This is a genomic window from Pseudomonadales bacterium (assembly GCA_024234615.1).
Lineage (GTDB): Bacteria > Pseudomonadota > Gammaproteobacteria > Pseudomonadales > IMCC2047 > JAJFKB01.
This window is the reverse complement of the sequence record JACKNY010000003.1, coordinates 341,884-355,096: the sequence shown is the minus strand read 5'-3', so window position 1 is coordinate 355,096 and position 13,213 is coordinate 341,884. Positions and strand designations below refer to the sequence as shown.

Annotated in this window: 14 protein-coding genes and 1 other RNA gene; 5 read left to right on the top strand and 10 right to left on the bottom strand. The window is 47.0% G+C overall.

What is annotated here, in order from left to right:
- Positions 1-30 precede the first annotated feature (30 nt).
- From smpB to H6995_14370, 3 genes are all read left to right on the top strand, one after another.
- Entirely contained in the window at positions 31-510 is a 480-nt protein-coding gene (gene smpB, locus H6995_14380; GenBank protein ID MCP5216186.1) for an SsrA-binding protein SmpB, read from the top strand.
- Between the two features lie 191 nt (positions 511-701).
- Positions 702-1,058: a transfer-messenger RNA gene (gene ssrA, locus H6995_14375) on the top strand.
- Positions 1,059-1,160: 102 nt separating this feature from the next.
- Positions 1,161-1,490: a hypothetical protein gene (locus H6995_14370; protein MCP5216185.1), complete on the top strand. Its 330-nt coding sequence runs from the start codon at positions 1,161-1,163 to the stop codon at positions 1,488-1,490.
- A 332-nt stretch (positions 1,491-1,822) separates the two neighbouring features.
- Here H6995_14370 and H6995_14365 read toward each other — a convergent pair whose 3' ends face one another.
- The 8 genes from H6995_14365 to H6995_14330 all read right to left on the bottom strand — a co-directional run bounded on the left by H6995_14365 (position 1,823) and on the right by H6995_14330 (position 8,287).
- Positions 1,823-2,788, bottom strand: a complete 966-nt coding sequence (locus H6995_14365; GenBank protein ID MCP5216184.1) for a GNAT family N-acetyltransferase — start codon at positions 2,786-2,788, stop codon at positions 1,823-1,825.
- Positions 2,789-2,896: 108 nt separating this feature from the next.
- Positions 2,897-3,121: a hypothetical protein gene (locus tag H6995_14360; protein ID MCP5216183.1), complete on the bottom strand. Its 225-nt coding sequence runs from the start codon at positions 3,119-3,121 to the stop codon at positions 2,897-2,899.
- Between the two features lie 208 nt (positions 3,122-3,329).
- Positions 3,330-3,752 carry an acyl-CoA thioesterase gene (locus H6995_14355; protein MCP5216182.1) on the bottom strand — a complete coding sequence of 141 codons (423 nt, stop codon included), beginning with the start codon at positions 3,750-3,752 and terminating at the stop codon, positions 3,330-3,332.
- Positions 3,753-3,907: 155 nt separating this feature from the next.
- Positions 3,908-4,414, bottom strand: coding sequence for a hypothetical protein (locus H6995_14350; GenBank protein MCP5216181.1), 507 nt, complete (start codon positions 4,412-4,414; stop codon positions 3,908-3,910).
- Between the two features lie 193 nt (positions 4,415-4,607).
- Positions 4,608-5,570, bottom strand: a complete 963-nt coding sequence (locus tag H6995_14345; protein MCP5216180.1) for an SH3 domain-containing protein — start codon at positions 5,568-5,570, stop codon at positions 4,608-4,610.
- Positions 5,571-5,823: 253 nt separating this feature from the next.
- Positions 5,824-6,162: a P-II family nitrogen regulator gene (gene glnK, locus H6995_14340; GenBank protein ID MCP5216179.1), complete on the bottom strand. Its 339-nt coding sequence runs from the start codon at positions 6,160-6,162 to the stop codon at positions 5,824-5,826.
- A gap of 87 nt (positions 6,163-6,249) precedes the next feature.
- Positions 6,250-7,515, bottom strand: coding sequence for an ammonium transporter (locus H6995_14335; protein MCP5216178.1), 1,266 nt, complete (start codon positions 7,513-7,515; stop codon positions 6,250-6,252).
- Positions 7,516-7,558: 43 nt separating this feature from the next.
- Complete coding sequence (locus H6995_14330; GenBank protein MCP5216177.1) at positions 7,559-8,287, bottom strand: hypothetical protein; 729 nt, start codon at positions 8,285-8,287, stop codon at positions 7,559-7,561.
- A gap of 304 nt (positions 8,288-8,591) precedes the next feature.
- Here H6995_14330 and H6995_14325 point away from each other — a divergent pair, with 304 nt between their 5' ends.
- Together H6995_14325 and H6995_14320 are read left to right on the top strand one after the other, a co-directional pair.
- Positions 8,592-8,894: an accessory factor UbiK family protein gene (locus tag H6995_14325; protein ID MCP5216176.1), complete on the top strand. Its 303-nt coding sequence runs from the start codon at positions 8,592-8,594 to the stop codon at positions 8,892-8,894.
- Positions 8,895-8,939: 45 nt separating this feature from the next.
- Positions 8,940-10,460 carry a YifB family Mg chelatase-like AAA ATPase gene (locus H6995_14320; GenBank protein MCP5216175.1) on the top strand — a complete coding sequence of 507 codons (1,521 nt, stop codon included), beginning with the start codon at positions 8,940-8,942 and terminating at the stop codon, positions 10,458-10,460.
- Positions 10,461-10,552: 92 nt separating this feature from the next.
- Here the strand turns inward: H6995_14320 and H6995_14315 are convergent, their stop codons facing one another.
- Both H6995_14315 and H6995_14310 read right to left on the bottom strand, forming a co-directional pair.
- A complete protein-coding gene (locus H6995_14315; GenBank protein MCP5216174.1) occupies positions 10,553-11,818 on the bottom strand; it encodes an FAD-binding oxidoreductase in 1,266 nt (421 codons plus the stop codon).
- 4 nt (positions 11,819-11,822) lie between these two features.
- Positions 11,823-13,004, bottom strand: coding sequence for a hypothetical protein (locus H6995_14310; GenBank protein MCP5216173.1), 1,182 nt, complete (start codon positions 13,002-13,004; stop codon positions 11,823-11,825).
- Between the last annotated feature and the right edge of the window lie 209 nt (positions 13,005-13,213).

Sequence of the window (13,213 nt, the reverse complement as noted above, 5' to 3'; positions counted from 1 at the left end):
GAGTGCATCATGCCGATATAATGCCGCGCCATGGCTAAAAAGCAGAAAACCTCACCCGGAACCATAGCGCTCAATAAAAAAGCGCGCCACGAATACCATATCGAAGAGAAGTTCGAAGCTGGATTAGTCCTGGCCGGATGGGAGGTAAAAAGTTTACGTGCAGGCAAAGCGCAACTGACAGAGAGCTACGTGCTTTTGAAAGACCATGAAGCCTGGCTACTCGGCGCGCATATCGCTCCCCTCAACACCGCCTCCACGCATGTGATTGCCGATCCGATTCGTACACGCAAATTATTACTTAATCAAAAAGAACTGAGTAAGTTATTTAGTGCAACGGAGCAGAAGGGGCATACCTGCGTACCTCTTGCGTTGTATTGGAAGAAAAACCTAGTGAAATGTGAGATCGCTCTAGTAACTGGGAAAAAGAAGCACGATAAACGCGCCACCGAAAAAGAGCGCGACTGGAACCGTGAAAAACAGAGGGTTGTGAGGCATGATGCCAAGCACTAAAGCCATTACTGATTTAAAGAAAAGCAGCGCACTGAACTTGTGCAACAAAATATAATCCAACCCTTGGTTGAATTAGCCTATAATGGCACAGCTCTTTAACAATTTAAAAACGCATCAAAATACAGAATCTATTGATACTGAACTTCTCAGAGCACTTTTTATGTGACCTTAAAAGTGCTCTGAGAAGTTCAGGGGGCGATTCTGGATTCGACGTGGGTTACAAACCTCCGGGTGCATGCCGAGATGACAGCCAATCTCGTTAATCCAAAGCTGTAATAGTTATAGTCGCAAACGACGAAAACTACGCTCTAGCAGCTTAAACCCTGTTAGCGGTTGATACTGGATGCTAGTAAACAGGACTCAACTGTCATAGAGAACTAGATCGCAGCAAAGCGTGCCTGAAGCAGCGCTGCTAAACACTTTTCAGGATCGCTGTTATCGTCCCGCCCGCTGGGCTGATAACGGTTAACTCAATAAGCGGACCTAAGCATGTAGAGCCTCGAGCAGCGGACTGACGGACGCGGGTTCAAATCCCGCCGCCTCCACCACCACACAGCGGGAGCCCTTTATATTCAAGGGTTTCCGCTTTTTTTTATGCAGCTATCAAATACACGATTTGCAAAAAAGGCACAAAACGTGGGTACAAAGTGATGGCTGACTATCTTTTACTTAGACCCTCAGGGTATCATTTCCACTACGTTATTCCCTCAAGATTTAAAAGGGTATTTCATCAGCGGGAGATTAAGTTCGCCCTAACAACCCATCATAAAGCCAGAGCTAAGAGAGAAGCCCGTAAGCTGGTTGTATGCGCGGAAGAAGTACTCAGGTTTATAGCAGAGAAACAAGAAGAACTGATAGATTATTTTCTTCCAGAATATCAGGAGGCGATGGCAACGGCTAACTATAGATCTGTTGCGGATAGGGCTGAACATTTACTTAAAGAGAACGGCCAGGGAGCCTTTAATTCAATGGCTTCTTAACGGACTAATCAACGGAGTTTGATTGCTGAATTGGTTAGGAGACGGGGAGCCTGCTACTCAATATTCGCCTTTGACAGACGTTTTAAACCGGGATACTACACGTTGTAATGAGAAAGGCGACCACCGTGCTTAGAATCACGCTTGGATGCATCAAACGCTCTCAGATGAATCATGAATTTGTGGGCTCTTTGATGTCGACACATTTCATACTAAATCGAGGCAGCAAAATCCAAAACTTGATGGCACCGAGAGTCCTCGATGCCAAAAAACTTTTGTCGCGTTTGGGGTCTCGTGCGCTCGAAACTAAACCGAGGATGATAAAAAAATAAAATTTAAGGTAGCGACTTATTAAGCACTAAATTCTGTGTCGCCTTAAATCCGCAGTTGCTCAAAAACTCTAATAAACCGAAACTTTCCCAATGTACCTGAGTTTGAATATTGTTTACTTGTAGTGCAGATAGGTTAACCATCAACTGCGATAATAGAGCTTTGCCAACGCCGCTACGGTGGTACTCAGGGTTGACGCCAAGGGTATCGAGTACGGCAGAGGGTTCCATTTGACCGAATTCGCCATAATCTAATCTTACCATGGCGAAACCAACAACCGTGTTGTCTTGCTCAACGACCAAGGAGACCCGTATACCAGATTCGTTTAATACTTCTGATATTTTAGATCGGTAGAAGGCGGTGCGGTCATTACCTGTTAGTTTTTTGTCTACCTTGACGATACCTGCTAGATCACTTTCTTTCATCGTTCGTACAGGAATAGTATCTCGAAATAAAGATACATAATCATTGTTCGCGCCATCTTGATATCTCGGAGATTCCGGGTCGCCGCCGTCAAAAGATGGCTGTGATTCACATTCGCGGTTGACAACGATAGAGGGTACTAGTTTGAAGCCTGCTGCTGAGAAGTAGCCGGTTAGGCCGGTATCGCTCCAATCAATCATCGTTCTAATATTTTTGATAGATTGCTTAGTCATCCGCCTTTCAAGTTCTTCCATCATCAGGGTAGCAACGCCACCTTGCCGGTAAGCTTTAGCGACACCAATGACATCTATAACAGCGATACGCTCATTAATACCAAATGCGCCATCCTCAATTCTCACAAAACTAAAACCGATCAGTTCTCCCTCAACGGTGGCGGCGCAGGTGATCAGTGATTCAGGCGCAGCCAATGCAATTTCTAAGCGCTTATCATAAAAGCTCCGGCGAACTCGACCGCTATTTTCAGCATCAATAGTGACAACTTTGTCGAGATCCTCTGGTCGGAGGGAACGAAGGTCAATATTTGTCATAATCCTTTTTCCTATGTGATTTGATTGAGAAGTCGACGAGTAGGTGTTCTTGCAGATAAGTCGTTCCATAACTTGACTGTCCGCTGCGCTCTCGTATCAACGTAAATACTATTTTGAACAACTTCCGGTTGAGCAGGGAGTTGGTGCTGGCAATGCCGCTTTCCCAATTTTCTGATATTCCTCGTTCCAGGTGGCGTCCTCTAATACAACATCAACTGATGGGAAAAGTGATACTTTACCATGTGTTCCTAGGTTTTCATGTACCTGATAGCTATCACCTTGGTACATTAGGATATCACCGACTGCAAAGTCATAGGTCTTACAAATTGTCATGAGTTTTACCTCCTAGGCTACAAAATCTTTTGTTGGGGGTGTTTTTATCCCATCCCCGCTTAGTCGTTTTCGATAAGAGCATGTCTTCAGCTTCCAGTATCGCAAATAAGCAATAATCTAGATTCAAAAAGAGTATTTAATAAAAGCATATATAGTATGTGATACTTATTATAAGGTCAATATATTTTATGAATCCCTACTTAATTGCCTATAAGGGGCTGGGGAGTAGCAAACGGATGGGTTCCGGGAGAACGATTGACCGCCCCTTCGCATAATCAACCCAAACGATGCGGGAGCTGCCTGTACAAAAAATAATATCTGGCCGCTCGGCGTCACGCAATTCGTAGTAGCCATTAAAGCTGGAGCGTCCGGGAGCGCCGCCAAACATAAGAGCTTGCAGTTTAACCGGATACACGGCAGGAATGAGGAATTGGCAACAGGCATCGACGATAACCGGGCCTTCAGCGCTACCGTCGAGCGTAATCGAGTAGCCTTGTTCCCTTAACCATTCGGTACGTATATTTTCGAAATAACGGAAATACATGGTGTTATTTACATGTCCTAGGGCATCCATGTCACCCCAACGACTAGGAAACTGCATCTCATAGAGTTTATTTCGTGCTTCGCTCATTATATGTTCCTGATGAATGGCGTTTTCTTGCTTTGCAGCAATACATAATAAAGCAGTTTAACTAGCCGGGACTAGCGAAGGCGTGACAAAAAGTGCATGAGTTGACAATTGGGCGCTTTAACGGATGGACAGATTTGCCATCCTATATTTTGAGACTATTCATTTTCGTTCATTGCTGAAATTAGCCCTCGAATGAAGTGGGGCTTGATGGCCTGCGTAAAATCTGTAAATAATTTTGCGGAGGACTCAGCCTCCTGATAATTCTTATAGGGGCCAACGGGCTGGCCTTCTCGCGTATGAAAGTACCATTGCCCGTTTCTCTGATAAAAACGTGCAGACCTATATTCCGGTACTTCCCATTCTCCAGCCCGCAACGATTGATCTGAATGCTGCGCATGCTGAGCGACTAAGCCGTCGAGGTGGGAGCTGATAAGTTCATCTAAATTATTACTATTCAATGATTTTGCAAGTTCTGCAAATGCCCTGGCGGATTTCTCTGCTTTTGTTCGATCGTTATAAGGCCCGACCGATTTATTTTCACGCGTTCGGTAATACCAGGAGCCACCATCCTGGACAAAACGGTTGGTGCGATAAGGAGGTGCTAAAGCATCCCCTGTTCGCCCTTTGCCCCTTGCACTTTCTAACGCAACAATTTTGCTCAAGTAGTTATCTCTTTAGCGTTAATTCTAAAACACTCAGTTTAGCTCCGCGCAGTTTCAAGTAAAAACTGACCAGGTAGTTGAAAATATATCGTACATTATTCTGCTAGAACTATAGGATTGCTTTAATTGCATAACCCAAAACATTTAATAATCGTCGTCGCTCAACTACTTAATTTGGGTGATAAAATTATAGTTACCGGGTGATAAAGTCGGCGTGTACCCAGCCGGTCTTACCCAGCGCCTCAACTTCCCACCATTGCCCATTTTTTATACCGGTAGGAATAATACTGGTACCTTCATAGAGCGGCGCAATAACTGGGGCTTTTGGCGAAGGCCCGGAGCGAAAATTTACTTGGGTGGAAGTAACGTAACCTGCATTATCAGTATTTGCTGAACCGGCAGGAATGGCCCCGAGTTGAGTAACCAGCTTATTATGCGCATCCAGGAAGGCAGCAGCAGTAATTTTCCCAATGTCAGTGCTTTCATAGGCGCCTGCGCCGCCGGCAACGCCACCAATCCAACCTAAGCCGCCAAAGCCTATGTCTGACTTCTTCGCACTTCCGGTGGCAATGGCTTCCTGGACGCTGGTTCTAACATTGGTAACGCTAAGCATCACCTGTGATTCCAGTTTTTTAATCTTTAAACCACCGGCAATTGCACCTAATTTTCCTGGCAGTAAGCCACCTAATCCGCCAGCGCCACCACCTGCATCTGCGTCTTTATGCACTATTGCGGGGGTAATAATATAATCAGCCGCCGCCATCTGGCCACCCCCCATATTACTACCCTTCTGTAGTTCACCTTCGCCAGCCAATGCTCGTTCTTGTTTAAGAGCGGCAGAGGCGGCACCACGATCAACCACCTGGAAGCACCCACTTTGTGCCATCAGTAGCTTGACCAAGGGTACGGGGCTGCTGAGTCCGTAGCGGGTATACATTGAATGTTCTGGTTCTAGTAATGCGGCGGTTCCGATTGGCTTAGCGCAGCGAATTAAATCGCTTGCCTGTCCCTGCGTGCCTGCTGCGCCACCGGATCCAGAAATTTCAGACCCACCTTCACCTTTTTGTGTTTTGTTTTTGAATAGCCCGAATCCGGACAAGATAGAAATACTTAGGGTGCAAACCAATAGCCTAATCAATAATCCGTTCTTCGACATTCCCCCCCCCGGTGATAATCATCCACAGTATTTAAATGATCGAAAAAAGAGTTACGAGGATCAATCATTCTAGCGCTACAGAAATGCAAGTCAATAGCGCAAAAGGCTTACACCGATAGGATAGCATTCGCAAAAGAGTTCAGGTCGACGATGTTTAAAACTGTCGTTAAAGAGCAAGGGCTATGCTTTTCCCGCCTGCGAGCAACAAAAAAGGGGATGATTTCCCCCTTTTTTATCTACGTTGTTTGTCAAGCTAAATTGCGCTGGCGCCCGTTTCTCCGGTTCTAATTCGAATCGCTTGTTCGAGATCAAACACAAAGATTTTCCCGTCACCAATTTTGCCGGTATTGGCCGCTTTAGTCACCGCTTCGATAACCTGGTCAACCAACTCGTCAACAATTGCAATTTCTAATTTAACTTTCGGAAGAAAGTCAACCACATATTCGGCACCACGGTAGAGTTCAGTGTGGCCTTTTTGTCGACCAAACCCCTTCACCTCTGTCACAGTGATCCCCGTTACGCCAATCTCCGATAATGCCTCGCGAACGTCGTCTAACTTAAAAGGTTTAATGATGGCATTGACCAGTTTCATTCATATTCTCCAGCAAAAAAATTAACCCACCTGCCCTATATTGGGTCGTTATTGTAACACGATCCAATTACTGCGTAATGACAGGACTCACTTATTGGTAAATTCCGGATATGCTTCCATTCCGCACTCAGATATATCCACACCCTCATACTCTTCTTCCGCGCTTACCCGGATACCGAGAGTAAGCTTCAGTACAAACCAGACTAATAAGCTGGTCAAAAATACCCATACAAAAATCGTTGTTAGGCCAGCTAATTGTCCCCCAAAAGTTGCCTCGCTATTTGTAAGAGGCACCGCTAACAGTCCCCAGATACCGACTGTGCCATGTACCGAAATTGCCCCGACAGGATCATCTACTCTGAGTTTATCCAGAGTTAGGATTGAAAACACTGCTAAGATGCCGCCAGCGGAGCCAATTAACGTTGCTGCCAAGGGAGAGGGTGTTGATGGCTCTGCTGTAATGGCGACAAGCCCCGCCAGTGCGCCATTCAGCGCCATGGTTAAGTCGGCCTTACCAAACATCAGTCTTGCCACCGCCAAGGCCGCAACTAAACCACCCGCAGCCGCAGCATTAGTATTAAGAAATACCATGGCGACGGCGTTTGCGTTAGAAATATCGCCGAGCTTTAACACTGAACCACCGTTAAACCCGAACCATCCCATCCAAAGAATGAAGGTTCCGAGCGTCGCCAAAGGTAAGTTTGCACCGGGTATGGCGTTGATATGTCCGGTACTGCCATACTTACCTTTACGTGGGCCCAATAACAGCACTCCCGCTAAGGCCGCGGCCGCTCCTGCCATATGAACAATACCTGAGCCCGCAAAGTCTGAAAACCCCAGGTCTCCCAGACTGAAGAGACCGAAAACTTGTTTTGAGCCCCAGGTCCAGCTACCCTCCATGGGGTAAATGAATCCGGTCATCACTAACGCAAATATCAAAAAAGCCCAGAGTTTCATGCGCTCCGCGACAGCGCCGGAAATAATTGACATAGCGGTGGCCACAAATACTACTTGGAAAAAGAAGTCGGACGCGCCTGAATACACCGCATCACCCCCAAAGCCATTTTCCGCCGAGGCGACCAAAGCATCTGCGACCAGAGTTGTGCCGCCATTAATTCCTTTCAGGAAAATGCTGCCGTCGTACATGATAGCGTACCCGCAAATCAAATACATGATGCAGGAAACTGCGTAGAGGGCGACGTTTTTAGTCAGTATTTCTGTCGTATTCTTAGAGCGAACAAGCCCCGCTTCTAGCATCGAGAATCCCGCTGCCATCCACATTACCAATGCGCCACATACCAGAAAATAGAAGGTATCCAACGCGTATTGGAGTTCAAAAATTTGGTTTTCCACTTGGCCTCCTGAAAATATTTGATAGATTTAGTGTGATGAAAATCTACATTGATTTTGCAATTGAAAAAACGACAGTAGGAGCGCAGTCGTTACGTGAGAAACCTGCACCGGCACAGTCTGCCTTTGAGATATCGGTATCGCTCCAGCTCAACCCAAGCTCGATACCCAGCACTTCTTTTGAAAGGCTTAGGCTGTAATGGGTATAACTGTCATCATTACCGAACGTTGCCTCATCAAGGTCTTGCTTAGCTAAATAGAGTGTCAGGCCAAACCCCTTGGGCAGATCAATATCATAGCTGCCGTAGTAATACAGTGCGTTACCGGTCTCAGCGAAGAAGTCATCGGAATAGTTAAACCCAAGTGTCAGGCTTTTCCAGTTAGCGCTGGCGTAATACTCTAAAAAATCGCCTTTGGGATCGGCAGGGTCTGAGGGGTAGTCGTAATAAAGAACGCCGACATCGTAGCTGAAGTCCTCGTTAATTTCAGCGCTATAGCCAGCGTAATAATCCAGCTCGAGACTATCAGCGAAGTCAACATTGGAGCCCCAAATTCCGAGGTAAAAGCCGCTGTCATGGGTTAGATCGAAACCGCCTTGGAGTGCCGGATCACCGGTAGTTTGGGATAGTCCTCGATAGAGATAATCGGTTGTTAAGGCAATATTTCCAGAGAGCGAAAAGCCTGCTACAGTTTCAGCTTCAGTGCTATCTTCCGCCGCCACTAAGGCTGAAGCAACAAGTAACGTGGCAGGTAATAATCGAAGTGCTGGTTTCATTTTCATGATCTCCTAAAAAGGAATGGTAGTTGTGTATTGAGAATTTAATACGTGACTAAAAGCATAGAGTATGCCAACTGCATATTATGTCTATTTATCAAATAGTTAGGTCGATGTTAGGGATATCCATTTTTTTGGGACGCCCTGGTTTGGTGCATAAAGAGAAGGTCATTTGTCTTATTTAGTGCGAAAATTCTTGCTTGTCGACGTTTAAATAGGTCCATAAACAAGACAAAATGGACGAAGGAACATTGTTTTCAATCCATGCTAAAATGATGGGCATGTTGATAAAACGAAGAGAGAAATGATTACTCCAGAGATCATCGCCCAAATTGGCCGACAAATAGCGGCTGCTTTGCCACAAACCGCAAAGGAGACGCAGCAAGAGATAGAGAAAAATGTGCGTGCTATCCTGCAAGCCACAATTAGCAAACTTGACCTAGTGAGCCGAGATGAATTTGACGCTCAGTTGGTTGTGCTTAAGCGCACACGCGAAAAGCTCGAGCAAATGGAGTTGACTCTGTCAAAATTAGAGCAAGAGATCGCTCAGAAAAAGACAACGCGAAAAAAATCGAGCACCAAAAAGTCAGCCGAGGCAAAGTCCTAAATCTCCCAAACAACTTTTAAATAGACTATATCCAAGGAAGGAAGCATGAGTTTAGCGATTACCTATTCGCGCGCCAATTTAGGCATCGAAGCACCGCTTGTTACTGTTGAAACCCATCTTTCTAATGGTCTACCCAGTCTATCGATTGTCGGCTTACCGGAAACGGCGGTTAAAGAAAGTAAAGATCGTGTCCGTAGCGCCATTATTAATTCCCAGTTTGAGTTTCCAACCCGTCGTATTACCATTAACCTAGCGCCCGCTGACTTGCCGAAAGAGGGGGGACGCTTTGACTTGGCCATTGCGCTGAGCATTCTTGTGGCTTCGGGACAAATCCCGAAGCAGGCAATAGCTGAATATGAATTTCTCGGTGAGCTCGCGCTAACCGGTCAGCTGCGACCAATTCATGGTGCTCTTCCCGCTGCGTTACAATGCGTCAAACAGCGGCGTTCATTGGTTGTGCCAGCTGAGAATGCGGCGGAAGCGGCCTTGCCCGAACAATGCCGAACTATAGCCGTTAACCATCTATTGGAAATTAGCGCTCACCTAAGAGGCCAGCAAACACTCGACTATTACCAGACTGAGCCCTTTACAAGCAAAGCGTCATCGAATGTAGACTTAACAGATGTTAAAGGACAATATCAAGCCAAACGTGCGTTAGAGGTAGCCGCAGCTGGATGCCATAATTTATTATTTGTTGGCCCTCCCGGTACGGGCAAAAGTATGCTGGCCAGTCGACTGCCCACTCTCTTGCCGGAATTGCCTGAAAAGGAGGCGATGGAAGTGGCCGCCATTCAATCTATCTCCAGTCAGCACTTTGACCCGCTGAGCTGGCGGCTACCACCCTTTCGAGCGCCCCACCATACCGCATCTGCTGTGGCGCTTGTGGGAGGTGGTAGCAATCCAAAGCCCGGGGAGATTTCTCTGGCGCACCGAGGTGTTCTCTTTATGGATGAACTGCCAGAATTTGATCGACGCGTATTGGAGGTTTTACGAGAGCCTTTAGAGTCTGGTGAAATCGTCATCTCCAGAGCCAGTCAACAGGTTTGTTTTCCGGCAAAGTTTCAGCTTGTTGCGGCGATGAACCCCTGTCACTGTGGTTACAAAGGGTCACCAACAGGCAATTGTCGCTGTACGCCAGATCAACTCAGTCGTTACAGCCGCAGAATTTCAGGCCCTTTACTGGATCGCATTGATATGCAGATAGAAGTGGCTACTAATACGCAGGAACTACTAAACCAGTCTTCAGTAGCGGGGGAAAGCAGTGTCATCGTTAAAAAACGCGTTATTGCTGCCAGGAATATTCAGCAACAACGGCAGCATAAATTGAATACGGAATTAGCTGCCTCGGAAGTAGAAAATTATTGCGCCCTGAGAAAAGAGGATAAAGAACTCATTTCGCACGCCATTGAACGGCTCAATCTTTCTGCGCGTGCCTACCACCGTATTCTAAAAGTGGCGCGGACTATTGCTGATATGGATAAAAGCGAAGGGATTCGGTCAGCTCATTTGATGGAAGCTTTAGGGTATCGTAAGTTTGATCAGGTGATGGGGAGAAATGCTGGATAGCAGATTCCCCTTCTTTATATTACCTCGGTCGTGTTTAGCCAAAATAAGGATACCGTAAAATGCACTACTTTTTGGCACCTTTTTGCGGTGAATTAATCGAAGCGCCCAATATTAAAAGGGGTAATATCTACCTCTGGAGGCTCTTTGCACAGCACCTGGGCGATTAATTTGCCGGTAATTGCCGATTGCGTCATGCCGACATGTCCATGCCCGAAAGCGTAAAATACATTTGACGCACGGGGGCTTACCCCAATGACTGGCAGACCATCTGGTGTTGAAGGTCGATGGCCCATCCAGGATTTGCGTACCGAGGTGTTGATGAGGGGGAAATAGTCCTTAATCTTACGGGCCAGCAGGTCTGTTCTCTGATAATTAGGTGGTGCTTCCAGTCCCGCCAGCTCTACGGTGCCACCCAAACGCAGACCCGCTGTTAGCGGAGTTGCAACAAACTCGTCATCCGGGAATAGCAGTAGATGTTGAATTGAAGCCCCCGCCGCAGAAAGTGTTGTTGCATAACCCCTTTCTGTGTCTAGTGGCACGTTGTCACCGACAAATTGACAAAGTGATTTAGACCAGGCACCTGCAGCAATGACAAGCCTATCGAATCCGATTGACTCCCCTTCGTTGAGCCGCACACTGGAACTATTGCCTTCCCGTAATTCAATTGTTGACACATCACCGATATGAATATCGATGCCACGCTGACGTGCAAGATCATGCAGACCCGCTAACAATGTTGCCGGGTCGGCCCAATAACGGATGGACGGAATGTGGATGGCATGCTGAATGCGTGAATCTAGACCCGGGAGGTTCTGCTTTAATTCCGCGCCCCCTAGCCTATGGCAAGCCTCGCCACGAGCACGAAATAGTCGCCAGCGGTTATTCCAATCCCGCTGTAATCGCTGCGGGCTTTTATACAGAGCCAGCGCTCCTTTTGTGCTAATTAATGAGCGTAGCGGTGTATCTCCTATGACATCAATATGCGCATCATAGGCTCGTGACATCAGAGATTCCTGTGCAGCAACTACATGGGCAAAGTGGCCCGGTGTCATAGCCGCTTTCACGAATCCTCTGAGCCAGAGCATTAGTGTCGGTAGCGAGGATGGCCGCAAGGTGAAGGGAGCCAACGGGTTCATCATCCAGCTGACACCACGTACCACATTGGTCAAGGTTGCCAACGGTTGTACTTCGCAGGTGGCAAAGCCGGCCATGTTGCCGGATGAGGCTCCATCGTAGGAGAAAGGGCTGCGATCAATCACTAAAATAGCCGCATCAGGCTTACGTTTATGCAGTTGCAGGGCGCAATGAGTACCGATAATGCCGGCGCCGATGACAAGTATCTTTAGCCGCTCATCCATATGGTTACTTGCGCGCAAGCACCGCCACAGGCACAAACAGAACCACTGTCATCAGGAATGCTCCCAACCCCAGCCAGAGGACATTAGTAAAGTCTGGGCTAACCACTAACATTCCTGCAACCAATGGACCGGTTGCTTGCCCGCCGGTATGCAGGGCGCCACTCAACACCGTTAAACGGGCGCTCTTGTCAATCTTAGCAGCGAAACCTAAGACATAGGGGTGTCCTAAATTGTTGCCGTAATTGAACAGACAAGCGGCAAGGGTAAAAGCAACGACTCCCTGTGTCCACCAAAGTATGAATATAGAGGCGACCGCAAAAGCGATTGCCAGCAATAACGGAATGATACGGCCTAGCTTTAAATCCAGCCAACTGGCGGTGAAGCCGCCAGCAACTCCTGCAAATAGCGATATAGCCAGCGCATTAGCAATCCCCGTTAACTCGAGTTGTTGCTGTAGTCCCAGCCGTTCGAGAAAAGACCAGACACCTCCCTGGCCGATAAAGTAAACATAGTTTGCCAGCAATAAAAATCCTAATGGCAGCAACGGAAAGTTTATCCCTGCAGACGTAGTGGTAGCTCGCTTAGCGTCCTCTTCGGTAAGATTCACTTCGCTGATACTGACTTTCTGTGCCCAAACTGACCCTGCCAGACTAATTACCGCGTAGAGGGAAAGGTTGATAAACAGCCCGGTCACTCCGGCTGTATCCAGAAACAACGGAAGGATTTGAATATTAATAGCACCGACCGATAGCGAGACGGCAAAGTATAAGCCGAAATTACGGTTAGGCCGCCGAGTATTTCCCAATAGACCAAACCCTAACGCTAATAACGAACCCTCGGCTGCCCCAACTAAAGCCCGCTGCACCAGAAGCACCTCAAACCCCGGGGTGTAGATACAGGAAATATTAAGTGCAATCAGTGTAAATAACAGCCGTTGAGCCCAGACCCGGCAAGCGGCACGGCTGATCCAGAAAAAGGCCAGCGCATTTGATATGGCAAGTGCGAAAATCTCCACCGATAAGGTCTGGCTCGCCTGTGCAGTGCTAAGGCCAAGGTGGTCTATATAGCCACCGATCAGAAAAGGTGCTATCGCAAAGGGGGCAACGGCCGTCTTAGAAAATAGGATGCTGGCAATAATCGTGCGCCAATCATCGCGGTCGATGCGGTTGTTACGGTCTTGATACATGAGCAGTTTCTATAAGAAGACGGCGTTAAACCTTATCAATCAATATCGAATAAATCAATTATTAATGGGGTTAAAAAGGGTTTTATCAGCTGATATTGTCTAAAAAAACCCTAAATATGGTTATATTACAGATAACCATATAAATTATATTTTTTATTAATGGGATTTATGCGGTCTTGGATGGCTTGATTGGTTATTAAGGAAAAGCA

Excerpts from the sequence above, each read along its gene's own strand:
- smpB (MCP5216186.1), top strand. The coding sequence starts at position 31 with ATGGCTAAAAAGCAGAAAACCTCACCCGGAACCATAGCGCTCAATAAA.
- H6995_14370 (MCP5216185.1), top strand. The coding sequence starts at position 1,161 with ATGGCTGACTATCTTTTACTTAGACCCTCAGGGTATCATTTCCACTAC.
- H6995_14365 (MCP5216184.1), bottom strand. The coding sequence starts at position 2,788 with ATGACAAATATTGACCTTCGTTCCCTCCGACCAGAGGATCTCGACAAA.
- H6995_14360 (MCP5216183.1), bottom strand. The coding sequence starts at position 3,121 with ATGACAATTTGTAAGACCTATGACTTTGCAGTCGGTGATATCCTAATG.
- H6995_14355 (MCP5216182.1), bottom strand. The coding sequence starts at position 3,752 with ATGAGCGAAGCACGAAATAAACTCTATGAGATGCAGTTTCCTAGTCGT.
- H6995_14345 (MCP5216180.1), bottom strand. The coding sequence starts at position 5,570 with ATGTCGAAGAACGGATTATTGATTAGGCTATTGGTTTGCACCCTAAGT.
- glnK (MCP5216179.1), bottom strand. The coding sequence starts at position 6,162 with ATGAAACTGGTCAATGCCATCATTAAACCTTTTAAGTTAGACGACGTT.
- H6995_14330 (MCP5216177.1), bottom strand. The coding sequence starts at position 8,287 with ATGAAACCAGCACTTCGATTATTACCTGCCACGTTACTTGTTGCTTCA.
- H6995_14325 (MCP5216176.1), top strand. The coding sequence starts at position 8,592 with ATGATTACTCCAGAGATCATCGCCCAAATTGGCCGACAAATAGCGGCT.
- H6995_14320 (MCP5216175.1), top strand. The coding sequence starts at position 8,940 with ATGAGTTTAGCGATTACCTATTCGCGCGCCAATTTAGGCATCGAAGCA.
- H6995_14315 (MCP5216174.1), bottom strand. The coding sequence starts at position 11,818 with ATGGATGAGCGGCTAAAGATACTTGTCATCGGCGCCGGCATTATCGGT.
- H6995_14310 (MCP5216173.1), bottom strand. The coding sequence starts at position 13,004 with ATGTATCAAGACCGTAACAACCGCATCGACCGCGATGATTGGCGCACG.